The 24,463-nt window shown below is 71.9% G+C and carries 28 protein-coding genes; 6 read left to right on the top strand and 22 right to left on the bottom strand.

Annotated elements, in window-relative coordinates:
* Positions 1-5: 5 nt before the first annotated feature.
* The gene (locus ADL34_RS00370; RefSeq protein WP_062664242.1) at positions 6-1,409 is read left to right on the top strand and encodes an MFS transporter; all 1,404 of its coding nucleotides are present in this window, start codon (positions 6-8) and stop codon (positions 1,407-1,409) included.
* Positions 1,406-2,563, top strand: a complete 1,158-nt coding sequence (locus ADL34_RS00365; protein ID WP_062664244.1) for an FAD-dependent monooxygenase — start codon at positions 1,406-1,408, stop codon at positions 2,561-2,563. Before ADL34_RS00370 ends, ADL34_RS00365 begins: the two co-directional genes overlap by 4 nt.
* On the opposite strand, the gene ADL34_RS00360 is transcribed toward ADL34_RS00365, so the two are convergent.
* From ADL34_RS00360 to ADL34_RS00325, 8 genes are all read right to left on the bottom strand, one after another.
* The gene (locus ADL34_RS00360; protein WP_062664246.1) at positions 2,536-3,237 is read right to left on the bottom strand and encodes a response regulator transcription factor; all 702 of its coding nucleotides are present in this window, start codon (positions 3,235-3,237) and stop codon (positions 2,536-2,538) included. The two genes, ADL34_RS00365 and ADL34_RS00360, sit on opposite strands and share 28 nt — an antisense overlap.
* The gene (locus ADL34_RS00355) at positions 3,234-4,481 is read right to left on the bottom strand and encodes a sensor histidine kinase (RefSeq protein WP_062664248.1); all 1,248 of its coding nucleotides are present in this window, start codon (positions 4,479-4,481) and stop codon (positions 3,234-3,236) included. Before ADL34_RS00355 ends, ADL34_RS00360 begins: the two co-directional genes overlap by 4 nt.
* A gap of 27 nt (positions 4,482-4,508) precedes the next feature.
* Positions 4,509-4,799 (bottom strand): DUF4229 domain-containing protein, encoded by a 291-nt coding sequence (locus tag ADL34_RS00350; RefSeq protein WP_062664250.1) that lies wholly within the window; start codon positions 4,797-4,799, stop codon positions 4,509-4,511.
* A gap of 89 nt (positions 4,800-4,888) precedes the next feature.
* Entirely contained in the window at positions 4,889-5,413 is a 525-nt protein-coding gene (locus ADL34_RS00345) for a GNAT family N-acetyltransferase (protein WP_062664253.1), read from the bottom strand.
* A 16-nt stretch (positions 5,414-5,429) separates the two neighbouring features.
* The gene (locus ADL34_RS00340; protein WP_062664255.1) at positions 5,430-6,077 is read right to left on the bottom strand and encodes a UdgX family uracil-DNA binding protein; all 648 of its coding nucleotides are present in this window, start codon (positions 6,075-6,077) and stop codon (positions 5,430-5,432) included.
* A 102-nt stretch (positions 6,078-6,179) separates the two neighbouring features.
* A complete protein-coding gene (mqnE, locus tag ADL34_RS00335; RefSeq protein WP_062664257.1) occupies positions 6,180-7,343 on the bottom strand; it encodes an aminofutalosine synthase MqnE in 1,164 nt (387 codons plus the stop codon).
* A gap of 46 nt (positions 7,344-7,389) precedes the next feature.
* Positions 7,390-7,845 (bottom strand): Lrp/AsnC family transcriptional regulator, encoded by a 456-nt coding sequence (locus ADL34_RS00330; protein WP_062664259.1) that lies wholly within the window; start codon positions 7,843-7,845, stop codon positions 7,390-7,392.
* Positions 7,846-7,917: 72 nt separating this feature from the next.
* On the bottom strand, positions 7,918-8,601 hold the full coding sequence (locus tag ADL34_RS00325) for a UbiX family flavin prenyltransferase (protein WP_079033972.1): 684 nt from the start codon (positions 8,599-8,601) through the stop codon (positions 7,918-7,920).
* Positions 8,602-8,692: 91 nt separating this feature from the next.
* Here ADL34_RS00325 and ADL34_RS00320 point away from each other — a divergent pair, with 91 nt between their 5' ends.
* A complete protein-coding gene (locus ADL34_RS00320) occupies positions 8,693-9,310 on the top strand; it encodes a rhomboid family intramembrane serine protease (RefSeq protein ID WP_062664263.1) in 618 nt (205 codons plus the stop codon).
* A gap of 9 nt (positions 9,311-9,319) precedes the next feature.
* Here ADL34_RS00320 and mqnP read toward each other — a convergent pair whose 3' ends face one another.
* Together mqnP and ADL34_RS00310 are read right to left on the bottom strand one after the other, a co-directional pair.
* The gene (mqnP, locus tag ADL34_RS00315; protein ID WP_062664265.1) at positions 9,320-10,222 is read right to left on the bottom strand and encodes a menaquinone biosynthesis prenyltransferase MqnP; all 903 of its coding nucleotides are present in this window, start codon (positions 10,220-10,222) and stop codon (positions 9,320-9,322) included.
* Positions 10,219-11,670, bottom strand: coding sequence for a menaquinone biosynthesis decarboxylase (locus tag ADL34_RS00310; RefSeq protein WP_062664267.1), 1,452 nt, complete (start codon positions 11,668-11,670; stop codon positions 10,219-10,221). The genes mqnP and ADL34_RS00310 overlap by 4 nt, the downstream gene beginning before the upstream one ends.
* Positions 11,671-11,757: 87 nt before the next feature.
* On the opposite strand from ADL34_RS00310, the gene ADL34_RS00305 reads away from it, so the two are divergent.
* Positions 11,758-12,087 (top strand): PLD nuclease N-terminal domain-containing protein, encoded by a 330-nt coding sequence (locus ADL34_RS00305; RefSeq protein WP_062664269.1) that lies wholly within the window; start codon positions 11,758-11,760, stop codon positions 12,085-12,087.
* Positions 12,088-12,099: 12 nt separating this feature from the next.
* Here the strand turns inward: ADL34_RS00305 and ADL34_RS00300 are convergent, their stop codons facing one another.
* Together ADL34_RS00300 and ADL34_RS00295 are read right to left on the bottom strand one after the other, a co-directional pair.
* Positions 12,100-12,987, bottom strand: a complete 888-nt coding sequence (locus ADL34_RS00300) for a hypothetical protein (RefSeq protein WP_062664271.1) — start codon at positions 12,985-12,987, stop codon at positions 12,100-12,102.
* Between the two features lie 14 nt (positions 12,988-13,001).
* Complete coding sequence (locus ADL34_RS00295; protein WP_062664273.1) at positions 13,002-13,367, bottom strand: RIP homotypic interaction motif-containing protein; 366 nt, start codon at positions 13,365-13,367, stop codon at positions 13,002-13,004.
* Between the two features lie 207 nt (positions 13,368-13,574).
* On the opposite strand from ADL34_RS00295, the gene ADL34_RS00290 reads away from it, so the two are divergent.
* The gene (locus tag ADL34_RS00290) at positions 13,575-14,183 is read left to right on the top strand and encodes a TetR/AcrR family transcriptional regulator (protein ID WP_062664275.1); all 609 of its coding nucleotides are present in this window, start codon (positions 13,575-13,577) and stop codon (positions 14,181-14,183) included.
* On the opposite strand, the gene ADL34_RS00285 is transcribed toward ADL34_RS00290, so the two are convergent.
* The gene (locus ADL34_RS00285; protein WP_159038879.1) at positions 14,180-14,695 is read right to left on the bottom strand and encodes a hypothetical protein; all 516 of its coding nucleotides are present in this window, start codon (positions 14,693-14,695) and stop codon (positions 14,180-14,182) included. The genes ADL34_RS00290 and ADL34_RS00285 overlap by 4 nt on opposite strands.
* An 80-nt stretch (positions 14,696-14,775) precedes the next feature.
* Entirely contained in the window at positions 14,776-15,315 is a 540-nt protein-coding gene (locus ADL34_RS00280; protein WP_062664279.1) for a hypothetical protein, read from the bottom strand.
* A 115-nt stretch (positions 15,316-15,430) separates the two neighbouring features.
* Between ADL34_RS00280 and ADL34_RS00275 the strand changes: the two genes are divergently transcribed.
* Entirely contained in the window at positions 15,431-15,880 is a 450-nt protein-coding gene (locus ADL34_RS00275) for a nucleoside deaminase (RefSeq protein WP_062664281.1), read from the top strand.
* A 45-nt stretch (positions 15,881-15,925) separates the two neighbouring features.
* Here the strand turns inward: ADL34_RS00275 and ADL34_RS00270 are convergent, their stop codons facing one another.
* From ADL34_RS00270 to hemL, 8 genes are all read right to left on the bottom strand, one after another.
* Positions 15,926-16,324 carry a hypothetical protein gene (locus tag ADL34_RS00270; protein ID WP_062664283.1) on the bottom strand — a complete coding sequence of 133 codons (399 nt, stop codon included), beginning with the start codon at positions 16,322-16,324 and terminating at the stop codon, positions 15,926-15,928.
* Positions 16,325-16,388: 64 nt separating this feature from the next.
* Positions 16,389-17,489 (bottom strand): c-type cytochrome biogenesis protein CcsB, encoded by a 1,101-nt coding sequence (gene ccsB / locus ADL34_RS00265; RefSeq protein WP_062664285.1) that lies wholly within the window; start codon positions 17,487-17,489, stop codon positions 16,389-16,391.
* A complete protein-coding gene (resB, locus tag ADL34_RS00260; RefSeq protein WP_062664288.1) occupies positions 17,486-19,222 on the bottom strand; it encodes a cytochrome c biogenesis protein ResB in 1,737 nt (578 codons plus the stop codon). Before resB ends, ccsB begins: the two co-directional genes overlap by 4 nt.
* A 3-nt stretch (positions 19,223-19,225) precedes the next feature.
* Entirely contained in the window at positions 19,226-19,999 is a 774-nt protein-coding gene (locus ADL34_RS00255; protein WP_062664290.1) for a cytochrome c biogenesis CcdA family protein, read from the bottom strand.
* A gap of 1 nt (position 20,000) precedes the next feature.
* A complete protein-coding gene (locus tag ADL34_RS00250; protein ID WP_062664292.1) occupies positions 20,001-20,606 on the bottom strand; it encodes a TlpA family protein disulfide reductase in 606 nt (201 codons plus the stop codon).
* Positions 20,607-20,672: 66 nt separating this feature from the next.
* A complete protein-coding gene (locus ADL34_RS00245; RefSeq protein WP_062664294.1) occupies positions 20,673-21,995 on the bottom strand; it encodes a hypothetical protein in 1,323 nt (440 codons plus the stop codon).
* A 131-nt stretch (positions 21,996-22,126) separates the two neighbouring features.
* Positions 22,127-22,810, bottom strand: a complete 684-nt coding sequence (locus ADL34_RS00240; protein WP_062664443.1) for a histidine phosphatase family protein — start codon at positions 22,808-22,810, stop codon at positions 22,127-22,129.
* Between the two features lie 50 nt (positions 22,811-22,860).
* Positions 22,861-24,195, bottom strand: coding sequence for a glutamate-1-semialdehyde 2,1-aminomutase (gene hemL / locus ADL34_RS00235; RefSeq protein ID WP_062664296.1), 1,335 nt, complete (start codon positions 24,193-24,195; stop codon positions 22,861-22,863).
* Positions 24,196-24,463 lie beyond the last annotated feature (268 nt).

Genomic DNA, 24,463 nt, shown 5'->3' with positions numbered 1-24,463 from the left:
CTCCCATGACCACGACCGTCCTCGACCCGCCCGGCCCGGTGCGCCTCGGCAGACTGCCGATCGGCGCGCTCGGCGTCCTCGCGCTCGCCCTCGGCGCCCTGCAGTCCGTGGTGGAGCCCGCGCTGCCGCTGCTCCAGCGGGAGTTGGGCGTCACACCCTCCCAAGGGGCGCTGGTCGCCAACACGTTACTGGTGACCGGCGCCGTCCTCACGCCCGTCGCGGGCAAGCTCGGCGACCGCTACGGCGGCAAGCGGGTGCTTCTCCGGCTGATGGCGCTGGTGTCGGCCGGCGGGCTGCTCGCCGCGCTGGCGCCCGGCCTGCCGGTGCTGCTGCTCGGCCAGCTGCTGCAGGGCGCCATGGTGGGCGCGCTGCCCCTCTCCTTCATCCTGGTGCGCACCCATCTCCCGGCGCACCGGTCGCAGGCGGCCGTCGGCGTCGTCGTCGCGCTCTTCACGGGCGGCGGTACGGTCGGCACGCTGGTCGCCGGACCGATCGCCGAACTCCTGTCCTGGCACTGGATGTTCGCGCTGCCGACGATCGTGGTCGCCGTGGCGGCGTACGTCGTCGCCCGGACCGTGCCGGACGATCCGCCGGCCGCGTCGGACGACCGGATCGACTGGCCCGGTGTGCTGCTGCTGACCGGCACTCTGCTGGCGTTCATGGTCGGACTCGTGACCGTGGCCGACGGCAGTCTGCCGCCGCTCGCGGCCGGGGCCGTCGCGGTGGGCGTGGCCGGGCTCGCGGCCGGCTGGGTGGCAGTCGAACGCCGGGCGGCCGCGCCGATGGTCGACCTGCGGCTGCTGGCCCGGCCCGCGATGGTGCAGGCCGTCCTGCTCACCCTGGTCGTCACGACCGCGTTCGGCATGGTCGCGTTCCTGGTCCCGCAGCTGCTCGCGGTGCCCGGCGACGGCTACGGGTTCGCGGCGGGCACCACCGCCATCGGTCTGTTCCTGCTGCCCGGCGCGCTGGCAGGTGCGGCGAGCGACGCGGTCGGCGGGGTCGCGGCCCGGCGGTTCGGACCGCGTGCCGTGGTCGTCGCGGGCACGGTCGTCACCGCCGCCACGATGACCGCCCTGGCCTTCCGGCACTCCGAGTCCTGGCAACTCGTCCTGGCGAAGCTGCTGACCGCGGTCGCGGCGGGCGCCGCCACGACCGCGCTGCTGTCCGGCACCGTCACCGCCGTCCCGGCCCGGGACACCGGTATCGCGACGAGTCTGCTCGTGGTGACCCGGGTGATCGGGGTGGCCGTCGGCGCCCAGCTCGCCGCCGCACTGCTCGGCGCCGGTGCCGACCCGGTGTCCGGGGTGCCGTCCGAGTCGGCCTTCGCGACCGGGTTCGCGGTCGCCGGACTGACCGCCGCCCTGGCCCTGATCGTCCTCCGTCTCACCCGGAAGGGAGTCCGCTCATGACCGCGCGGCGCACCGTTCTGATCTCTGGAGCCGGCGTCGCCGGACTCGCCCTGGCCCACTGGCTGCACCGCGGCGGACACGCCGTCACCGTCGTGGAGAAGTCCGGCGGCCCGCGCGACGGCGGCTATCCGGTCGATCTGCGCGGTACGGCGGTGGAGGTCGCCCGCCGGACCGGGATCCTGCCGCGGCTGCGGGAGGCGCACGTCGACCTGCGGCGCGCCACGTTCCTGCGGGCCGACGGCACCGAGGTGGCCTCGGTCCCGGCGCGTGCCGTGGCCGGGGGCGCCGGGCACCTGGAGGTGCGGCGCGGCGACCTCACCGCGGCGCTGTACGCGGGGGTCCGTGACGACGTGGAGTTCCTGTTCGGCGACCGCGCCGACACCCTCGACGACCGCGCGCACGGGGTGGACGTCACGTTCCGGGACGGACGGCGGCGTACGTTCGACCTGGTGGTCGGTGCCGACGGCGTCCACTCGGCGACCCGGGGGGCCGTCTTCGGCGCCGAGGAACGCTTCCACCACTACCTGGGTCACGTCTTCGGCATCTACACCATGCCCAACACCCTCGGCCTGTCGCACGAGTTGACGATGTGGAACGCGCCGGGGCGGGCGGCGGCCCTCTACGCGGCCGGGGCCGGCGACGAGGCGCTGCACGCCTTCCTCACCTTCCACCGCCCCACGCCGCCCGGCGCCCCGCCGCACCGGGAGGCGCTCGCCGCCGTCTTCGCGGACGCGGGCTGGGAGGTCCCCCGCATGCTGGACGCCCTGCGCGACGCCGACGACCTGTTCGTGGACACGGCCGGGCAGATCCGGATGCCCCGCTGGTCCCGGGGCCGCGTCGCCCTGGTCGGCGACGCGGCCCACGCGCCCTCGTTCCTCACCGGACAGGGCACCGGACTGGCCCTGGCCGGCGCCTACATGCTCGCCCGCGCCCTGGTCACGCACACGGACCACACCGCCGCCTTTTATGTCTACGAGCAGGGCACCCGCCCGTACGTCACCGCGAACCAGGCGCTGGCCGGGGGCGGCGGGACGACCCTGTTCCCCAGCACGGCCGAGGCCCTGGAGCGGCGCGACACGAGACTGCGGAGCCTCACCGCCCTGCCCCCGCCCCCGGCCCACCCGGCCTACTCGGCGCTGACGCTGCCCGACTGAGGAGCGTCCGGGATGGCCCGTGCCAGGCCCGTCCGGTAGGCGACGACGACCAGTTGGGCCCGGTCGCGGGCCTCCAGCTTGGTCATGGCCCGCTGCACATGGGCGCGCACGGTGAAGGGGCTGAGGAACATCCGCTCGGCGATCTCCTGGTTGGACAGGCCGGTCGCGACCAGGGCGACCATCTCGCGCTCGCGCGGGGTGAGCAGGGCCAGCCGCTCCGACTCGCCCGCCGGCGGGTCGTCCGGAGTCGCCAGGAACCGGGCGACCAGGGAGCGCGTCGCCGCCGGGGACAGCAGGGTGTCCCCCGCGGCGATCGTCCGTACGGCGTCCGCGAGTTCCTCCGCGCCGATGCCCTTGCCGATGAACCCGCCGGCGCCCGCGCGCAGCGCCCGGGCGACGTGCTCGTCGGTCTCGTAGGTGGTGAGGATCAGCACGCGGGTGTCCCGCAGGTCAGGGTCGGCGCAGATCTCCGTGGTGGCGGCGAGGCCGTCCACCTCCGGCATCCGGATGTCCATGACGACGACGTCCGGGCGCAGCTCCCGGGTGAGCCGTACCGCCTCCCGGCCGTCGCCTGCCTCTCCGACCACGGTGATGTCGCCGGCGTTCTCCAGCAGCATCCGGAAGGCGCCGCGCAGCAGCGCCTGGTCGTCGGCGAGCAGCACCCGGTACGTCATGCCGGGCTCCCGTCGGCCGGTCCGCTCCCCTGTGGGCCGACGGCCGGTTCCCGGCGCCGGGGCAGCGGGAGTCCGGCGGTGACGAGGAAGCCGCCCTCGGGGCGCCGGTGCGCGGTGAGGTGGCCGCCGACCGCCGCGGCCCGTTCCCGCATCCCGATCAGGCCGTATCCGGGCGGGCGGTCCGCCGCCGGGGGCGCGGTGCCGTCGGGCCCGTCGTCGGCGACGGTGACGGTGAGCCGGTCGCGGTGCCAGCTGAGGGTCACCCGGGCCCTGCCTGTACGGGCGTGCCTGGTCACGTTGGTCAGCGCCTCCTGCACGATGCGGTACGCGGTGAGGTCCATGCCGGGCGGCAGCGGCCGGGACGTTCCCTCTTCGCGCACCGCCACCTCCAGTCCGGCCCGGCGGAAGGACTCCAGGAGCTGCGGGAGTTCCGACAGGCCGGGCGCCGGGCCGTCGGGTGCGGCGGTGTCGCCGCTCTGGCGCAGCAGGCCGACCGTCGCCCGCAGTTCGTCGAGGGCGTGCGCGGTGGTCTCGACGACGTCCCGCAGACCGGCGCGGGACTGTTCCGAGCGGGTGTCGAAGAACTGGGCGGCGACCTGGGCCTGGGCGTTGGCCAGGGTGATCTGGTGGGCGACGAGGTCGTGCAGCTCCCGGGCGATGCGCACCCGCTCCTCGCCCACCCGCAGGCGTGCCTCGCGCTCCCGGCTCTCCTCGGCGCGCGCGGCCCGCTCCTCCACGGCCGCCAGATAGGCCCGCCGGTCGCGTACCGCCTGCCCGAGGACACCGGCCACCAGCGGGGACGCGGCGACCGAGGCCATCCTGCCCGCGTCCCTCCACGACAGGTCTCCGGCCAGGGGCACGGAGGCGCCCAGCAGCGCGGCGACGGCGGCGAGGGACACGGCGCCGGCCGCGCGCCGTTCAGCGGGGGCGGCGAGCACGTACGCGTAGGCCGCGACGAGAGCGGGGGCCACGATGGGTGGGGTCAGCAGCAGTCCCAGCGGCTGGACCAGGACGCCCACGGCGGTCGTGGCCGCCAGTGCCGTCAGGGGCGAGTGGCGCCGCACCGGGAGGACCGCGCAGGACGCGACGGCGACCAGCCAGGCGGCGGCGGGCGGCGCCGAGAGCGTGTCGTCGACCCGGATCGTGCCGCCGAGCAGACACAGCACGCCCGCCGCCGCCACGACCGCGGTCTCCCGCCACCACGCGGTGCGCGGTAACGGGAGGCGGGTGTCCGTGGCGGTCATGTCGCGATCGGGGCCGCGCGCTCTGGCTCAGCCCTGTGCGCGGGCGGCGTCGTCGACGTCGTCCTCCTGGCTGCGGTTCGCCTCCAGGTTGGACTTCATCCGGTCGACGCGCTGCACGATGCCGGCGGAGGCGCGGTCGCGTTCCCTGCGCAGGACCACGAAGCTGATCGGGGCCGAGAGCAGGAGGGCGAGCAGGATCATCCAGATGCCGTTGGAGGCGCCGAAGCCGCGCGGGACGATGCCGCTGTAGACGAGGCCCCAGACGACCACGAAGCAGCCCACGAAGACCCCGAGGCGCATCAGCGTGTAGCGGAGCATCTCAATCCACTCTTCCGTCAACGGGTACGAACATTCCCAAAGGCATCGTCCAGTGAAGCACGGCCTGGTCCCGATCTTGCAGGGGGCCCTCAGCCGAGCGGCAGCAGCATGATGACGTCGTCGCGGTCGTCGCCGGGCGCGACACGGATCGCGCCGGGGACGCGGCCGACCTCCTTGTAGCCGCAGGAGCCGTAGAACCTCTCCAGGCCGAGGCCGCCCCGGCAGGTGAGCCGGATCGCCTCGATGCCGTCGATGCCGCGAGCGGCGCCCTCGGCGGCGGCGAGCAGGTCGCGGCCGTAGCCCTTGCCCTGGTGGCGGGGGTGCACCATCACGGTGTACAGCCACAGCCAGTGCCTCATGAGCCGGTGCGTGTTGTGGGTGAGGAAGGCGGCCGCGGCGGTCCGTCCGTCCTCGTCGTGCCCGACGAGCAGCCGGGTACGGCCCTCCGCCATCGCGACCAGGTGCTTGACCAGCTCAGGCCGCACCGCCTCGGTCGTCACCGGCGGCACGAACCCGACGGAGCCGCCCGCGTTGGAGACGTCGGTCCACAGCTGGAGGACGCCGTCGCGCAGCTCGGGGGTGAGGGCGGGATCCAGGGTGAAGGTAAGGGACACCAAAGCATCGTAACCCTTACCCCAGCGCGCGTGCCGCCACCTTCAGATCGGACAGGAGCCCGTCGTAGGCCGCCTCCCGGTCGTCCGCGCGCAGCACGGACGAGGGGTGGACCGTGGGCACCAGTCGCTCCCTGCGCCCGTAGATCTCCTCCTCCAGCACCGTCCCGCGCACCCGCGTGACCCGGAACGAGGAGCCGAGCAGCGCCTTCCCGGCGGTGGCGCCGAGGACCACGATCAGCTCCGGCTCCACGACGGCCAGTTCGGCGGCCAGCCACGGCCCGCACGCCGTCGCCTCCCGCAGTGTCGGCGCCTTGTGGATACGGCGCTTGCGCGGCTCGGCGCGGGTGAACTTGAAGTGCTTGACGGCGTTGGTGACATACGCCTGGCCGGGGTCGATCCCGGCCTCGGCGAGCGCCCGGTCGAGAAGCCTCCCGGCGGGCCCCACGAAGGGCTTCCCCTGCCGGTCCTCCTGATCCCCGGGCTGCTCCCCCACGAGCATCACCCGCGCGTGGGCGTCACCGGCACCGAAAACCGTCTGCGTGGCGTCCCGGTGCAGCGGGCAGCCCCGGCAGTCCGCGGCGGCCCGCCGAAGCGCGGGCAGCCCACCTCGCTCAGGAACGAAGGGCTCCGCCGTGAAGCCCTCCTCGGGTGCCTTCCCAGCCATACGGCCACGAGTACCCACTCCGGGGCGCGGGACCGCATCGATGTGCGGCTCCGCCGTGGGGCGCGACAAGCCCCCACGCACCCGCGCCCGCCACGCGGCCGATCAGAGCCTCATCGGCTGCGGAGCCTCACGCCGCGCCGGGTCCGGGCCGTCGTACTCCCGGATGATCTCGTAGCGCGTGTTGCGCTCCACCGGGCGGAAGCCGGCGTCCCGGATCAGGTCCAGCAGATCGTCGCGGGTCAGCTTGTTCGGCGTGCCGAAGTTGTCCGCGTCGTGCGTGATCTTGTACTCGACGACCGAGCCGTCCATGTCGTCCGCCCCGTGCTGGAGGGCCAGCTGGGCGGTCTGCACGCCGTGCATCACCCAGAAGACCTTCACGTGCGGGACGTTGTCGAACAGCAGCCGCGAGACGGCGAACGTCTTCAGCGCCTCGGCGCCGGTCGCCATCTGCGTACGGGCCTGGAGGCGGTTGCGGACCTTGCCGTCCTTCACGTCCACGAAGTCGTGCTGGTAGCGCAGCGGGATGAAGACCTGGAACCCGCCGGTCTCGTCCTGGAGTTCACGCAGCCGCAGGACGTGGTCGACGCGGTGGCGGGGCTCCTCGATGTGGCCGTACAGCATGGTGCACGGGGTCTTGAGCCCCTTCTCGTGCGCCAGGCGGTGGATCCGGGACCAGTCCTCCCAGTGGGTGCGGTGGTCCACGATGTGCTGCCGGACCTCCCAGTCGAAGATCTCCGCGCCGCCGCCGGTCAGGGACTCCAGCCCGGCGTCGATCAGCTCGTCGAGGATCTCGGAGGCGGACAGCCCGGAGATCGTCTCGAAGTGGTGGATCTCCGTCGCCGTGAACGCCTTCAGCGACACGTCCGGCAGCGCGGCCTTCAGCTCCCGCAGCGAGCGCGGGTAGTAGCGCCACGGCAGGTTCGGGTGCAGGCCGTTGACGATGTGCAGCTCGGTGAGGTTCTCGCCCTCCATCGCCTTGGCGAGCTTGACCGCCTCCTCGATGCGCATCGTGTACGCGTCCTTCTCCCCCGGCTTGCGCTGGAAGGAGCAGTACGCGCACGAGGCCGTGCAGACGTTCGTCATGTTGAGGTGCCGGTTGACGTTGAAGTGCACGACGTCGCCGTTCTTGCGGGTGCGCACCTCGTGGGCGAGGCCGCCGAGCCACGCCAGGTCGTCCGACTCGTACAGCGCGATGCCGTCCTCGCGGGACAGCCGCTCACCGGAGCGGACCTTCTCCTCCAGCTCGCGCTTGAGCCCGACGTCCATGCCAACACCTTTCCACGAAGCTCGCCCCCACGTTACGCCTGCGCCCTCAGACCTCTTCGGGCAGCTCTCCGACCCGGTTCTCCCACTTCGTGGAGAGCACGATGGTGGTGCGGGTCCGGGAGACGCCCTCGGTCGCGCTGAGCCGCCGGATGATCTTCTCCAGCCCGTCCACGTCGGTCGCCCGCACCTTGAGCATGTACGAGTCGTCCCCGGCGATGAACCAGCAGTCCTCGACCTCGGAGAGGTCCTTGAGGCGGGTCGCCACGTCCTCGTGGTCGGTGGCGTCCGTCAGCGAGATGCCGATCAGGGCGGTGACGCCGAGGCCCAGCGAGGAGGCGTCGACGGTGGCCCGGTACCCGGTGATGACGCCGGCCGCCTCCAGCCGGTTGATGCGGTCGGTGACGCTGGGTCCCGACAGTCCGACGAGGCGCCCCAGCTCCGCGTAGGAGGCCCGGCCGTTCTCCCTCAGGGCCTGGATGAGCTGCCTGTCCACCGCGTCCATGCGATTCGAAGCCTTCCGCTGAAGAGGTCTGACGTGATTGCTGCCGTACTGCTGCCTGAGGTGATGGCCCGCTCAGGCGGGGCGGGCGCCACCGCCGAGCTCGCCCTTCCAGCGGCGGTAGAGCCGGTGCTCCACCCCCGCCGCGTCGAGGACGCGTCCGGCCACGAAGTCCACCAGGTCCTGGATGTGCGTGGCCCCCGCGTAGAAGGCGGGCGAGGCGGGTACGACGACGGCGCCCGCGTCGTCGAGGGTGACGAGGTGCCGCAGCGTCTGCCCGTTCAAAGGGGTCTCCCGAACGGCGACGACGAGCCGGCGGCCCTCCTTCAGCGTGACGCTGGCGGCGCGCTGGAGCAGGTCCTTGGAGAGCCCGAGCGCGACACCGGCCACACAGGCGGTCGAGGCGGGCACGACGAGCATGCCCTTCGTGGCGTACGACCCGGAGGACGGCCCCGCGGCCAGGTCCCCCGCCGGCCAGTACCGCACGTCGGTGAGGTCCGTCTCGAAGGTGCCGGGCTTGCCGTCGGCGCCTCGCGCGAGCCATTCGCGCAGGTCGTCACGCCAGTGGGCGTCCCGGAAGGAGATCCCGGTCTCATCGAGCAGGGTGAGCCGCGAGGCCCGGCTGACCACCAGGTCGACGCTCTCCCCCGCGTCGAGGAGCGCACGCAGCACCGCGGCGGCGTATGGGGTGCCGGAAGCGCCGGACACCCCTACGATCCAAGGCGTTCGGGCCGTCTCTCCTGGCTTGGCTGGGTTCACGACACCGAGCCTATCCGGCGGCACGGGGTGGGAACCGACCAAGGGGGCCCAGGCGTTCCCGTTCGGGGACGAGTCGGACGGTGGGGTTGCCATGACAGGTGTGCGGGACGCGGTGCGCGCGGGGTCGCGCGGGGAGCGTGTGCTGTCCGCGGCCAAGCTCATGCTGGGCTGGGTCGCGCTGCTGTGGCTGCTGGAGCTCGTCGACGTGGTGAGCGGACACGCGCTGGACGGCTTCGGGATCGTCCCGCGGACCCCGTCCGAGCTGGTGGACGTGGTCCCGGCGGCGTTCGTCCACTTCGGCTTCGCCCATGTCGCGGCGAACACCGTGCCGCTGCTGGTCCTGGGTTTCCTCGCCGCGCTCGGCGGCATCCGCCGGTTCACCGCGGTGTGCGCCCTCGTCGTGGTCGCCGACGGACTGGGCGTGTGGCTGATATCGCCGTCCGGCACCAACACGGCGGGCGCCTCCGGCCTGATCTTCGGCCTCTTCGGCTTCCTGCTGGTCACCGGCTTCGTGGAGCGCCGCCCGCTCGGCGTGCTCGTCGGCGTGCTGGTGGCCGCCCTGTGGGGCGGCTCCATGCTGGCGGGCCTCGCCCCGACCCAGTCCGGCGTCAGCTGGCAGGGGCACCTGGTGGGGCTGGTGGCCGGTGTGGCGGCGGCGTTCGTGCTGCGCCGCCGGGACACCGGCCCCCGCGGGGAACTGCCCGTCTGACGGGCGGGGTCAGACGGTCAGCCCGCGCACCAGCAGGTCCAGCAGCGCGCACACGAACAGGGCGATCCCGATGAACCCGTTGACGCTGAAGAACGCCCGGTTCAGCCGGGACAGGTCGTGCGGGCGCACGATCGAGTGCTCGTAGACGAAGGCACCGGCCACGATCAGCGCGCCCAGCCAGAAGAACGCGCCGGCGCCGGTCGCGACGCCGTACCAGACGAACAGGGCGGTGGTGACGGTGTGGCAGACGCGGGCGCCCCAGATCGCCGCCGGGATGCCGAAGCGGGCCGGCACCGACCGGACGCCGATCTCGCGGTCCGTCTCCACGTCCTGGCAGGCGTAGATGAGGTCGAAGCCGCCGATCCAGACGCCGACGGCGAGACCCAGGATCACCGCGTCCCACGACCAGGAGCCGGTGATGGCCAGCCAGCCGCCGATCGGGCCCATCGCCTGGGCGAGACCCAGGATGGCCTGCGGGAAGTTCGTGAACCGCTTGCCGTACGGGTAGACCACCATCGGTACGACCGCGATCGGGGCGAGCGCCAGGCACAGCGGGTTCAGCAGCGCCGCCGACCCCAGGAAGACGACGAGGGCGATCAGGGCGCCGGTCCAGGCGTGCCGCACCGACATCGCGCCGGTGACCAGCTCGCGGTGGGCGGTACGGGGATTGCGGGCGTCGATCTCGCGGTCGATGATCCGGTTCACGGCCATCGCGAAGGTGCGCAGCCCGACCATGCAGATCGTCACCAGGAGCAGCCGGCCCCAGTGGATGTTGCGGTCCCACTCGAACATCGCGGTCAGCGCGGCGATGTAGGCGAAGGGCAGCGCGAACACCGAGTGTTCGATCATGACCAGGCGCAGGAACGCCTTGGTGCGTCCGGGCTGCGGAATCGCGGCGGAGGCGCTGCTCACAGGCCGTACTCCTTCCAGCGGCGGTCGACCTTCGCCGCCGTCTCCGGGTCGGACTCCACCATGTCCGGCCAGCCGCCGTCGCGGGTGTAGCCCTCCTCGGGCCACTTCCGCGTGGCGTCGATGCCCGCCTTGCCGCCCCAGAACTGCTGGTAGGAGGCGTGGTCGAGATGGTCGACGGGACCCTCGACGACCGTGAGGTCCCGGGCGTAGTCGGTGTTCCCCAGGGCCCGCCAGGCGACCTCGTGCAGATCGTGGACGTCGCAGTCGGAGTCCACGACCACGATCAGCTTGGTCAGGGACATCATGTGGGCGCCCCACACGGCGTGCATGACCTTCTGGGCGTGCTTGGGGTACTTCTTGTCGATCGAGACGATCGCGCAGTTGTGGAAGCCGCCGGCCTCGGGCAGGTGGTAGTCCACGATGTCCGGCACGATGATCTTCAGCAGGGGGAGGAAGAAGCGTTCCGTCGCACGGCCCAGCGGCCCGTCCTCGGTGGGCGGGCGGCCCACCACGATGGACTGCAGCAGCGGCCGCCTGCGCATCGTCACACAGTCGATGGTGAGCGCCGGGAACGGCTCCTGCGGGGTGTAGAAGCCGGTGTGGTCGCCGAACGGCCCCTCGGGCAGCATCTCGCCCGGCTCCAGCCAGCCCTCTAGGACGACCTCGGCCTGCGCGGGCACCTGCAGCGGAACGGTCTTGCAGTCCACCATCTCGATCCGCTTGCCCGCGACGAACCCGGCGAACAGGTACTCGTCGATGTCGCCGGGCAGCGGGGCGGTGGAGGCGTACGTCACGGCGGGCGGGCAGCCGAAGGCGATCGCGACGGGCAGGCGCTCGCCGCTGCGGGCCGCCACCTGGTAGTGGTTGCGGCTGTCCTTGTGGATCTGCCAGTGCATGCCGATGGTGCGCTTGTCGTGCCGCTGGAGCCGGTAGAGCCCGAGGTTGCGGATGCCCGTCTCCGGGTCCTTGGTGTGCGTGAGCCCCAGGTTGAAGAAGGAGCCGCCGTCCTTGGGCCAGGTGAACAGGGCGGGCAGCCGGTCCAGGTCGACGTCGTCGCCGGTGAGCACGACCTCCTGGACGGGGGCGTCCTTGACCTTCTTCGGCGGGACGTGCGCCATCGCGCCCAGCTTGCCGAACGCCTCGCGCACCCCAACGAACCCGTGCGGCAGTTCGGGCTTGAGCAGCCCGCCGATCCTGTCGGAGATGTCCGCGTACGACTTCAGGCCCAGGGCCTTCAGCAGCCGGCGGTCCGTGCCGAAGACGTTCATCGCGAGGGGCATCGAGGAGCCCTTCACGTTCTCGAAGAGGAGCGCGGGGCCGCCGGACTTCTGCACCCGGTCGACGATCTCCCCGACCTCCAGGTACGGATCGACCTCCGCCTTCACGCGCTTGAGGTCGCCTTCCCGCTCGAGGGCCCTGAGCAGGGATCGAAGATCGTCGTAAGCCATGGGGTCAAGTATCCCCGAGCGGCTACCCTGGCCCTGAACCCGGGGGCCGCGCCCCCGGCCCGACGACCGTTCCACTGGAGAGGGCCCATGCTCCGGGTGCTGATGTTCCTCGTGCCACTGGCGCTGAGCGTGTACGCGTTCATCGACTGCATCAGCACGGAGGAAAAGGACATCCGCCACATGCCCAAGCCGCTGTGGGCCATCCTCGTGCTCGTCTTCCCGCTGGTCGGCTCGATCTCGTGGCTGATCGCGGGCAAGAGGCGCAGTCCGGCCGCCGACGGCTGGTCGGGCGTACGGGACCGCCGGCGGCAGCAGTGGGTGGCACCCGACGACAACCCGGACTTCCTGAAGTCCCTGGGCGAGGACGGGAAGACGCCCGACGAGGACGAGGACGGCACCCGGCGCGACGAGCCGTGACCGGGGCCGCGCTCAGGGGTTGTTCGCCGGGTGGTTCTCCGGGCCGGCCGCGGTGGAGCCCCGCTGGGACGCCGACACCAGCCAGGACTTGACGCTGTCGTCCTGCCGCAGATCGACGTAGACGGCCACCGCCGAGATCAGGTACCGGTGCTTCCACGCGGTGTACCCGAACTGGGTGGCGCGGGAGAGAGCGTCTTTCCCGCACACGTCGGATCCGGTGCCGCTGACCGGGCATCGGTAGCGCCAGCCCCCGGTGTTGTCGTCCTTGAGCCGGGCGTGGGCGGCGACGGCGGTGGCCTGGTCGGGCAGCGCCATCACCTCCACCGCCACGAGGACGTTCTGGGCTGTGTCGACGTACGTGCCGCTGACCACCGGGCTGTCGACACAGCCGGCGGAGGCGAGGGCGGCCGTCGCCTCGCTGTTCCAGCTCAGGCTGCCGCAGGTCATGACCGACCCGCTGTTCCTCGTGTAGCGCACGCCTTTGGCGTCGGTGAAGGAGGCCGGCAGCAGCGCGGCCACCGTGACCGGCGTGCGGTCGGTGTCCTCGTCGTCCAGCGTCGCCGGATCGAAGGAGGGGCTGCCGGACGGGCCCTCGCCGGGGTCGTCCGTCACGGCCGGCGTGGACGGCGGCGCCGTGGTGGGGGTCTGCGTGGGGGTCCGTGAGGGCTCCTCGGGAGGAGTGGGACGCCGCGCGGAGAGGGTGGCGGTGGGGCCCGGCGTGGGCTTGTCGTCGTCCCACCGCTGGAGCGTGAACGTGAGCACCGCCGTGCCGACGACGGCGGCCACCGCCAGGGCACCGGCGGTGAGCACGAACGTGTTGTGCTGGGTGTTGTGGTCGCCGACCTGCATGCCCCGGGTGCCGGGGGCGCGGACGTCGGTGCGGCGCTGGTCGTCGGACATGGCGGGCGGTCCGGTCAGAACGCGTTGTGCTGCTGGTTGTTGTCGCCGATCTGCACGCCGCGCGCGTTCGAGGCGTTCACGGTGATCCGGCCCGGCTTCCTCGTCTCGTCGAGCAGGGCACGGGCCAGGGCGAGGACGGCCGGATCTCGTTCAAGCCCGGAGTCCGACAGCACGGCGACCAGCCGCGACTGCCAAGCCCCGGTGTCCGCGTCGGGCGCGTCCAGGACACGCGCGCCGGGCACCGCGCCCCGGTCCAGGCAGCGCCGTACGGCCTCCCGGAGCGAGGTGTACAGGTCCGTCACGGCGCCGCGCGCGGTGTCCGTGAGGCCCGCCGACGCCCCCGCGGCCAGTGCCGCGGCCACCAGTTCCACTTCGGTCATCTCTCGGCTCCCTTGCTGTTCCCGCCCGGCGGCGGGACGACCGCGCCACCGAGGCGTCCCCCCGGGCGCCTCGGTGGCAGGCACACAGTGTGAGCCCATGACTACCAGGATTGGAACCCATTTCTAGAAAACTTCTCTAGAAATCCGTTCTGGACTAGGATGCGGATCCGGCCACCCGTCACGACGCACCCCGAGGGACAGCCGTCCATGAGCCCCAAGCAGCAGCGCGGTGAGATCACCGCCGAGCGGCTTCTGGACGCCGCGCTCGAGGCGTACGTCGCCGAGGGCCTCCAGGGGTTCACCGTCAAGGCCGTACGGGAGCGCAGCGGGGTCAGCCTCGGCAGCCTGTACCACCACTTCGGCAGCCTCGACGGCCTGTTCACCGCGCTCGCCGACCGCTGGCTGGGCGTGCTGCTGGGCCGGATGGTCACCGCCCTCACGGGAGACGACGACGCCCGCGGCGGCATCCGCGCGCTGACGGAGGCGTACTTCGACTTCATCCGGGAGCACCGGGACGCGGCCCTGTTCCTGCACGCCTCCGACACCAACCGGCACGGCATGGCCCGGGCCAGGGAGCTGAGGGACGCGCAGGAGGCCAGGCTGTCGCCGCTCGCCCAGTGGGTGGCGCCGCGCGTCGCGTCCGGCGAGCTCGCCGACCTTCCGGGGCCGCTGTTCGAGAGCCTGGTCCTCGGCCCCGTCGTCGCGACCGCACGCCGCTGGCTGTCCGACATGGGCGACGTCGACCTCGACGAGGCGGCACGCGTCCTGCCGGACCGGATCTGGCTCGCGGTGCGCGGACCGGGCACCGCGCCCTAGCAGGCGTGCGCGTCCCGCAGCGCCCGCAGACGGGCCGTCTCGCGTGCCGCGGTCGCGCGGTCGCCGAGGTCCAGGGCCATCGTGCCGCGGCCGTAGAGGTAGTACACGTCCTCCCGGACGCAGGGGTCGAGGCCGCGCACCCGGCGCAGCTGGCTGAGGTAGACGTCGAGGGAGAGCTTCGTCCCCGACCGCCAGTCGCGGGCCGCGGTCGTCAGTCGCTCGTGCTGGATGTCCTTGAAGTGGTCGCGCGTCTGCCGGTCGGCCTCGTCGGGGCGGGGCGCGGCCGGACGGTACGGGTGATCGGCGAGGTCGCCGGCCCACCGCTCCAGCGTCGCCACGGCCTCCTCGGCCTTCCACCGGTCGGCCGGCCCGTACGCGGCCAGGCGCGCCCCCAGGTCCCGCGCCGCACGCGCCCGCCCGTCGTCCTCGCAGCAGGCGGCCACGAAGGCCGCCAGCACCCCGCCCCGCTGCCGCAGTTCGGCCACTCGCCAGGCCCGCCCCAGACGTCCCACCAGCACTCCTCACCCCCGGCGTCCGTGCGACGGTCCGGGCCCGACAACCCAACACGGCCGATGATCGGCCCGCCACCGAATTACCACCGCGCCTCCGCCGCGAAGGCGGCCAGCGCGGCGAAGTCCGGCTCCCGCAGCCCGAGTCGGGCGTCGACGCGGTGCAGCAGCGCGGGGGCGCCGTGGCGCGCGGCGACGAAGTCCTGATCGGCCCGGCCGAGTTCGTCGTCGACCCACGCGAACGGCCGGCCCCGCGCGTGCGCGACCAGCGGCCCGGTCTTCCAGAACGTGCCGTCCACCCGCCCGCCGTCCGTGCCGGGCCACTCCACGACGGGAAGCTCGGGCAGCCCGAGGACGGGCGCGATGAAGGTGTTGGCCTCCGCGCCCCAGGTCGTCGCCCACACCAGCTCGTACCGCTCCGCCAGGTCCCGCAGCCGGCTCCCGTGGCCGGGGTGCAGCCACACCCTCAGCGGCTTGACCCGGTGTGCGGGGGTGTCGCGGTGCCGCGCCGGCCAGCCCTCGGGCTTCATCCGGTGGGTCGTGTACCCGTCCGGCCGCCGCTCGGGCTTGGCGGCGTACGGGTTCAGCGGGCCGTCGACGTCGAGGTAGAGCAGGGGACGCACGGGCTGCTCCTCTCGCCGGGCACGGGCGTGCGGGCGAGCGTAGCGGCGAGCCTGGCGCGGGGCTCGGGATTTTCGCGCCGTTGCCGTCGGCGTCCGGGCACAGGACAGTGAGGGCATGGATCAGGCACAGGCGCGGCGGTGGCTGGGGGTCGCGCTCGCGGAGGCGCGGGCGGGGCTCGACGAGGGCGGCATCCCCGTCGGCGCCGCGCTGTACGGGGCCGACGGGGCGCTGCTCGGGCGGGGCAACAACCGGCGCGTGCAGGACGGCGACCCGTCGCTGCACGCGGAGACGGCCGCGTTCCGGGCGGCGGGGCGGCAGCGGTCCTACCGGGGCACGACCATGGTGACGACGCTGTCGCCGTGCTGGTACTGCTCGGGGCTGGTCCGGCAGTTCGGCATCTCGCGGGTGGTGATCGGCGAGGCGGTCACCTTCCGGGGCGGGCAGGACTGGCTGGCCGAGCACGGCGTGGAGATCGTGCTCCTCGACGATCCGGAGTGCGTCGGGCTGATGCGTGACTTCGTCGCCCGCCGTCCCGATCTGTGGAACGAGGACATCGGGGAGTGAGACCCCGTTCGCGCCGCGGTCGGGCTCAGCCGCCCTCAGCCGCCGTCAGCCGCCCTCCAAGTGCGCGATCAGCCGCTCGAAGCGGGACCGCCAGCGCTGTTCCGTCTCGGCCTCGCCCTGGAACTCGTGGGTGAAGCGCAGCGCGGCCCCGTTCTCACCGTCCCGTTCCAGGTGGAACCGGACGCGGCCCCGGTCCCCCGTGTACTCGGCGACCCGGTCCACGTCCCAGGCGGTGATCCGCCCGCTGCCCAGCTCGCCCAGATCGGCCGTGCCGCCGAGCCGGGGTTCGAGCGCCTCGACCGGGGTGCACCAGGACGCGAGGCCGTCCTCGGTGGCCAGGTAGGGCCAGACGGCGGCCATCGGACGGGGCAGCCGCACCAGGAAGTGCAGGATGTGCGTGTTCCCGTGAGTCTGGCTGGTGCCCTGTTCTATCGAACCGGTCATGACACCAGCCTGACCCCGCGGGACCCGGCGCGCACCCGTGGGCGGCGCCGGTCCGCGCGGCGGCTCAGACGCCGGCGTAGGAGTGCTTGCCGGAGACGAAGATGTTGACGCCGTAGTAGTTGAACAGCCAGCAGCCGAAGGCGACCAGCGCCAGGTAGGCGGCCTTGCGGCCCTTCCAGCCGGCCGTGGCGCGGGCGTGCAGGTAGCAGGCGTAGGCGACCCAGGTGATGAAGGACCAGGTCTCCTTGGGGTCCCAGCCCCAGTAGCGGCCCCACGCGTCGCCCGCCCAGATGGCGCCCGCGATGATCGTGAACGTCCACAGCGGGAAGACGGCGGCGTTGACGCGGTACGAGAACTTGTCGAGGGACGCCGAGGACGGCAGCCGGTCCAGGACGGAGTTGGCGAAGCGGCCGGGCGTGCCGCCGTTCGCGAGCTTGGTCTCGTAGCTGTCCTTGAACAGGTACAGCAGCGTGGAGACCGCCCCGACGTAGAACACCGCGCCGCAGAAGATCGCCGTGGAGACGTGGATGTACAGCCAGTACGAGTGAAGAGCGGGAACCAACTGGTCACTGGCGGTGTACAAGACAGTGACGGCGAGACCGAGGTCGAGGAGGACCGTGGTGATCAGGAACAGCCCGAGCCAGCGCACGTTCTTCTTCAGCGCGAGCAGCCCGAGGTACACGCCGACGGCGACCGTGGAGAAGGTGATGTTGAACTCGTACATGTTGCCCCACGGCGCCCGCTGCACCGAGAGGGCCCGCGTGAGCACCCCGCCGAACTCGACGAGGAAGGCGAGGACGGTGAGGGAGATGGCGATACGCCCGTAGAGGTCGCCCTGTTCGTCGCCGCCGTGCGCGCCGGGCCCGTCCGGCACGTCGCGCTGCCCGGCGGCGGCCCGTACGACGACCTTCGGCCGCTCCAGTACGGCCGTGGAGCCGCCCTTGGTGACGGTGACGGCGGGTGCCGCGGTCTTGGCTGTCTTGGCCGGGGTGAGCGCGGCGGCCGTGCGGCCGACCTTGCTGCGGCTGCCGAGGAGCCACTCGGCGATGTACGCGAAGAAGGCCAGGGTGTAGACGGCCATCGACGAGTAGATCAGCGTGTTGCTGATACTGGCCAGGTTCTCGTTGGTGGCGGCGGCCAGATCGGTTGCGGCGGCGAGAGTCACTTCTCAGCCCCTTCGGCAGGTACGGCTTGGGGGTCGGGGGTATCGGAGGGGTCGTCGTCGGTGTCCTCGGGGGCGGCCGCCCCGGGGGCGCGGTCGTAGAGGATCCCGGCGAGGTCGCCCAGTTCCTCGGGCACCTTCGCGGACTCGCTGCGGCCGAGGCCGGCCATCTCGACGACGGTGAGGCCGTCGTCACCGGTGGTGGCCCGCACCCAGACCCGGCGGCGCTGGATGAACAGGGAGGCGGCGAGACCGAAGATCGCCGCGAGGGCGCCGGCGAGCGCCCAGCCGCTGCCGGGCTGGCGGGCGACCTGGAAGCCGGCCCACTCCTTGATCTCCTTCTCGAAGGTGATCGAGCCGGCGCCGTTCGGGAGGGTCAGGGTGTCGCCGGGCCGCAGGTTCTTCCTGAGCTGCGCGCCCTTGCCGTCCTTGAAGCCCGTCAGGTTCTTCTTGTTCAGCTGGTACACGCTCTGCGGGAGGCCGGAATTGACGCCGAGATCACCGTGGTAGGCCTCGACGTTCATGATCGGGCTGAGCAGTGCGGGGAACTGGGAGGCGAGCTCGTTGCCCGGGACGTAGGTGGGCAGGAGGAAGGCCTGGAAGCCGAGCTGGTCCCACGCGCCCTTGGCGTCGCGGTAGCCGTCCATGACCTTGATCGCGCCCGTGGAGGTGACGTTGCCGTCGAGCGGAAGGAGGGGCACGGCGTCGTGGAAGACCTCGTTGCCCTTGCCGTCGCGCACGGTGATGACGGGGGCGTAGCCGTGACTGACGAGGTGGACCTTGGAGCCGCCGATCTCCAACGGCTCGTTGACCTTGACGGTGGTCTTCCTCTCCTTGCCGTCGGCGCCCTCGCTGTAGACGAGGTCGGCCTCGTAGGTGCGGGGGGTGCCGCGGTTGGGGCCGGTCGCCTCGTAGGTGCCCTTGAACTCCTTCAGGGTGAAGCTGAACGGGTCCAGGTCGTCCTGGCCGAAGAGGTTGCCGGACTTGAAGTCGTCGTACTGGGTGAGCGTGTTGGAGAAGCCGTCGCCCTCGACGATCAGCTTGTTGCCCTCGGACTTGAACAGCTGGCCCCAGGCGAACGCGACCAGCATCACGATGAGCGCGATGTGGAAGGCGAGGTTGCCGACCTCGCGCAGATAGCCCTTCTCGGCGGCGACGGCGTCACCGGCGAGGTGGGCGCGGAACCGGCGCTTCTTCAGCAGGGCGAGCGCGGCCTCGCGGACCTGCTCGGGCTTGGCCTCGGTGCGCCAGGTGGTGTAGGCGGGCAGCCGCGTGAGCCGCTTGGGCGCGCCCGGCGGCCGGCCGCGCAGCTGCCCGACGAACTGCCAGGTGCGCGGCACGATGCAGCCGATGAGGGAGACGAACAGCAGGATGTAGATCGCCGAGAACCACACCGAGCCGTAGACGTGGAAAAGGCCGAGCTTGTCGTAGACGGGCGCGAGCGTCTTGTGCGCCTGCCGGAAGGCCGCGACCTTCGTCTCGTCGATGCCGGTCTGCGGGATGAGCGAGCCGGGGATCGCGCCCAGCGACAGCAGCAGGAGCAGCAGCAGCGCCACCCGCATCGAGGTGAGCTGCCGCCAGAACCAGCGGACCCAGCCGATCACGCCGAGCGACGGCAGGTTCGGGGCGTCCTCGGCGGGGGCGGTGGAGAGCTGGGAACCGGCGGCGCCCAGGTCCTGATCCTGGTCCTGGCCCTCGGGGGCGGCCGGGGCGGCCTTGTCGGTCGTGTCGCTCATCGATCAGATCCCCACAGTGAAGCCGTTGGACCAGACCTGCATCTCCTGCACGATGCGGTCCCAGGCGCCGGTCAGCAGCAGCACACCGGTCACGATCATCATCGTGCCGCCGATCCGCATGACCCAGACGTAGTGCTGCTTGACCCAGGCGAACGCGCCGAGCGCCTTGCGGAAGGCTACGGCAGTGACGACGAAGGGAATGCCCAGGCCGAGGCAGTAGGCGACGGTCAGCAGGGCGCCCCGTCCGGCACTGGCCTCGTTGATGGCGAGGGTCTGCACGGAGGACAGGGTCGGGCCGATGCAAGGCGTCCAGCCGATACCGAACATGGCACCGAGCAGGGGGGCGCCGGCCAGGCCGGTGGCGGGCCTGGTGTGGAAGCGGAACTCCCGCTGGGTCAGCCAGGGCATCAGGCCCATGAAGAAGACGCCCATCAGGATCATCAGGACGCCGAGGATCTTCGTCAGGAGGTCCTTGTTCTCCTGAAGGGTGGAGCCCCAATAGCCGAACAGGGCGCCACCGGAGACGAACACCACGGTGAAGCCGAGCACGAACAGGGAGGCGCCGGCGACCATCCGCCACCGCCGGGTCTCGGCCAGGTCGGTACCGCTGACTCCGGTGACGTACGAGAGGTAGCCGGGGACGAGCGGCAGGACGCACGGGGAGAAGAAGGAGACGAGGCCGCCGAGGACGGCGATCGGCAGCGCGAGCAGCAGGGCGCCGTGCATGACCGTGCCGTTGTACGTCGCGCCCTCCGCGAGCGTGGTGAGTGCGCTCACGTCACTTCTCCGCGAGGACGGGCTTGATCATGTCCCGCAGGGTGTCCTCACCGAGGGGCATCAGCGCCCGGGCGGCGATCTTGCCGTCCCGGTCGATGACGAGCGTGGAGGGGATGGCCTGGGGGTTGAGCGTGCCCTTGCCGAAGCGGAGCATCTGCTTCCCGGTGGGGTCGTACAGGCTCGGGTACGTGACCCCGAACTCCTTCTCGAAGGCCTTCGCCGGGGTGGTGCTGGTGTCCCGGGTGTTGATGCCGACGAACTGGACGCCCCGGTCCTTGAGGTCGGAGTAGACGGTCTGGAAGTTCTTCGCCTCGGCCCGGCAGGGCGGGCACCAGGACCCCCAGACGTTGACCACGAGGACCTTGCCCTTGTAGTCGGCGGTGCTGAGCTGCTTGCCGTCGATGGTGGCGCCGGACAGCTCCGGGGCGGCGGCGCGCTCGCCCCGCTCGGCGGTGTCGACGCCGTTGCCGCCGGCGACGAAGTGGGTGTCCCCGCCACCGCCCGAGGTGCCGCCCGAACTGCACGCGGACAGGGCCAGCGCGGCAGCGGCGGCGCTGGTGACGGCGAGCGAAGCGGTACGGCTGCGGGAGCGGCGGACGGCACTCATGTGAAAAGTTTCGCATGCCCGTACGGGGGATCTTGCGCACCCCCCTCTCGGGCGCAAAACCGCATATCAGGCAGCGTTCGCGGACCCCGTGGAGGAGGTGCCGGACGTGGTGCCGGACCCGTCTGCGGTACCGCCCTTGGTGAAGGTGCTCCAGCCTCCGGCGGGCTTCTGGCCGACCTCCAGCGTGCGCAACTTGTCGAGAATGTCCGGCTTTTGGACGTCCAGCCAGTCCACGAACTGCCGGAACGAGACGAGCCGGACGTCGCCGCCCTTCTCCTTCTCCCGCGCCATGTGCTTCAGCGCCTCCTCGACGGCGTCCATGTAGATGCCGCCGTTCCACTGCTCGAAGTGGTTGCCTATGAAGAAGGGTGCACGGTTTGTCTCGTACGCCCGCTTGAATCCCTGGATGTACGCCTGCGTCGCCTGCTTGCGCCACGCCGGGTGGTTGTAGCTCGGGGCGTTCGTCGAGTTGACCGACTGGTTGGCGAGCATGTTGTAGTCCATCGACAGGACCTCGAACGAGCGGCCGGGGAAAGGTATCTGCTGAAGCGGCAGATCCCAGAGCCCCTTCCTCTTCACCGGCCACACCTGACGGCCTCCGGGCGAGGAGGCGTCGTACCGCCAGCCCAGCTCGCGGGCGGTGGGCAGCAGGTTGTCCTGGCCGAGCAGACAGGGCGTACGGCCGCCGACCAGCTCCTTGTCGTAGTCGAACGGCAGCGAGGGCAGATCGGTCCAGCCGGAGTTGGTGCGCCACTCCTTGACGAAGGACTTGGCCTGGTCGATCTCGCTGCGCCACTGCTGCGGGGTCCAGTTGCCGACGGTGCCGCTGCCGCCGCAGAAGTGCCCGTTGAAGTGGGTGCCTATCTCGTGCCCGTCGAGCCAGGCGCGCCGGACGTTCTTCAGCGTCTGCTTGATGTGGTCGTCGGTGAGGTAGCCGATGTCGGAGGCGCCGCGCGGGTTGTTCGGCGGTTCGTAGAGCCGCTTCTTCGACTCGGGGAGCAGGTACAGCCCCGAGAGGAAGAACGTCATGTGCGCCTCGTGCTCCTTGGCCAGGTCCAGGAAGCGCGGGAAGAGGCCGTTGCCGACCTCGCCGGCCCCGTCCCAGGAGAAGACGACGAACTGGGGCGGCTCCTCACCCGGCCCCAGCGGCCGCGGCGCGTCCGGCTGGTGGGGCTGCTTGCCGGTGTAGGAGGTGGAGCCGTCGCCTATCGGGCGGTCGCGGTCGGCCTTCGAGTCGTCCCCCTTGTCCCGGGGGGTGCCGGAACCGCCGGAGCCCGGGGTGTCCTTCGACCCGCCGGACGACGTGGACGCGCCGCATCCCGCGAGGGAGAGGGCCGCGGCCGCTCCCGCGCCGAGTCCGATGACTCCCCGTCGGCTGATGTCGCGCATGGCTGCCCCGTCCGTCGTGCTGAGCTGGTCACCCAATCAGAGGGCACGACGAACGGGACGGTTCCCGCTGCTCTGTGGAGGATTCGCGACCAATGTCACCCGCGTGTCGCGGGTGTGACATGGGTCGCGGGTCAGGCGCCGAAACCCTTGCTCTGCCCCTGTACCGGCTTGGCACCGGCCCGCAGATGCTCGGGGACGAGGTCGATCGCCGGCTCGGAGTAGCCGACGGAGACGATCCGGTCGCCCTGGTAGGTGAAGGACGTCAGCGACGCGAGCGTGCACTGGCGCTTGCGCGGGTCGTGCCACAGACGCCGCCCCTCGACGTGGCTGCGCACGATCCAGATCGGCAGCTGGTGGCTCACCAGCACGGCCTCGTGCCCGCGCGCGGCGTCCTTGGCGGCGTCGAGCGCGCCCATCATCCGCTCGACCTGCTCGGCGTACGGCTCGCCCCAGGACGGCTTGAACGGGTTGACCAGGTACTTCCAGTTCGCCGGCCGCTTCAGCGCCCCGTCGCCGACGCCGAACGTCTTGCCCTGGAAGACGTTCTCGGCCTCGATGAGCCGGGCGTCGGTCGCGAGGTCGAGCCCGTGCGCCTTGGCGATCGGGGTGGCGGTCTCCTGGGCGCGCTCCAGCGGGGAGGCGCAGACGTGGGTGACGTCCCGGTCGGCCAGGTGCTCGGCGACCCGGTCCGCCATCTGCCGGCCGAGCTCGGACAGGTGGTAGCCGGCCAGGCGCCCGTAGAGGACGCCGTCCGGGTTGTCCACCTCGCCGTGCCGCATGAGGTGGACGACGGTGATGTCGCTGCTGTCGGTCATCGGTGTCCCGGAGTGCTCGGGGGTGGGCGTGTCGTCGCGAGGGGTGTCGCTCATTCCGCCGTGGCCTCCGCCGCCGCTCGGGCCGCCGCCGGGAGGGCGTCGGCGATCCGCTGGACCGCCCGCTCGTCGTGGGCCGTGGACACGAACCAGGACTCGAACGACGAGGGCGGCAGATAGACGCCCTGCGCCAGCATCGAGTGGAAGAACGCGGTGAAGCGGAACGACTCCTGGCGCTTGGCGTCCTCGTAGGTGCGGACCTCGCGGTCCGTGAAGAACACGGAGAACATGTTGGAGGCGTTCTGCAGCCGGTGCGCCACACCCTCCTTGGCCAGGGCCTCGGTGACCAGCCCCTGGATGGTCTTCGACACTCCGTCGATCGTGTCGTACGCGGCCTCGTCGAGGAGGCGGAGCTGGGCGAGACCGGCGGCCGTGGCGACCGGGTTCCCGGACAGCGTGCCGGCCTGGTAGACGGGCCCGGCGGGGGCGAGGTGCGCCATCACGTCGGCGCGGCCGCCGAACGCGGCGGCCGGGAACCCACCGCCCATGACCTTGCCGAAGGTCATCAGGTCGGGCTTGACCCCGTCCACGCCGTACCAGCCGGCGCGGCTGGTGCGGAAGCCGGTCATGACCTCGTCGGAGATGTACAGGGCGCCGTTCTTGCCGCAGGCGTCCTTCAGGCCCTGGTTGAAGCCGGGCTGCGGCGGGACGACGCCCATGTTGCCGGGGGACGCCTCGGTGATGACGCAGGCGATCTCGCCGGGGTAGCGGTGGAACGCCTCGTGCACCGACTCCAGGTCGTTGTACGGCAGGACGATCGTGTCGCCGGCCTGCGCGCCGGTGACACCCGGGGTGTCGGGCAGCGCGAACGTGGCGACGCCCGATCCGGCGGCGGCGAGCAGCGAGTCGACGTGCCCGTGGTAGCAGCCGGCGAACTTGATGACCTTGGAGCGCCGGGTGAACCCGCGGGCGAGACGGATCGCCGACATGGTGGCCTCGGTGCCGCTGGAGACCAGCCGCACCTCCTCCAGGGGCTCGATCCGGGCGACCATCTCCTCGGCGAGCGCGACCTCGCCCTCACCGGGCGTGCCGAAGGAGGTGCCGCGGGCGACGGCCTCCTGCACGGCGGCGATCACCTCGGGGTGGGAGTGCCCGAGGATCATCGGCCCCCAGGAGCAGACGAGGTCGACGTACTCGCGTCCGTCGGCGTCGGTCATGTACGGGCCGCTGCCGGACACCATGAACCGGGGCGTACCGCCCACCGCGCGGAAGGCGCGCACCGGGGAGTTCACACCGCCGGGCGTCACGGCGGCCGCACGGTCGAACAGCGCCTGCGAGGCGGGCGCATCGTATGGATAGGGCGTTCCTGAAGAGGGCGCTTCGCTCATGACCTGCGACTACTCCGACCTTTTCCGACTGTCTGAGAGGGTCCGGGACTCCGGTTGCCTGTGACCTCCTCAGGGTAGGCCAGGGCCCACCGGCGGCCGCGAGCCGCCACCGGCGCGCGGACGGCCCTGCCCGGCCCCCGCGTGGCCCTCCCCGACCCCCGCGTCCCTCCGTACCCCCGCGTCACCGACGGACGATCTGCGAGACTGGGCGTGATACACACAGCTCATGTGGGCCGTGGTGATCGGGGACCGGGGACATCTCGCGGAG

Source organism: Streptomyces sp. NRRL WC-3605 (assembly GCF_001509795.1).
Classification (GTDB): Bacteria; Actinomycetota; Actinomycetes; order Streptomycetales; family Streptomycetaceae; genus Streptomyces; species Streptomyces viridochromogenes.
This window is presented reverse-complemented; position numbering and strand designations above follow the sequence as displayed.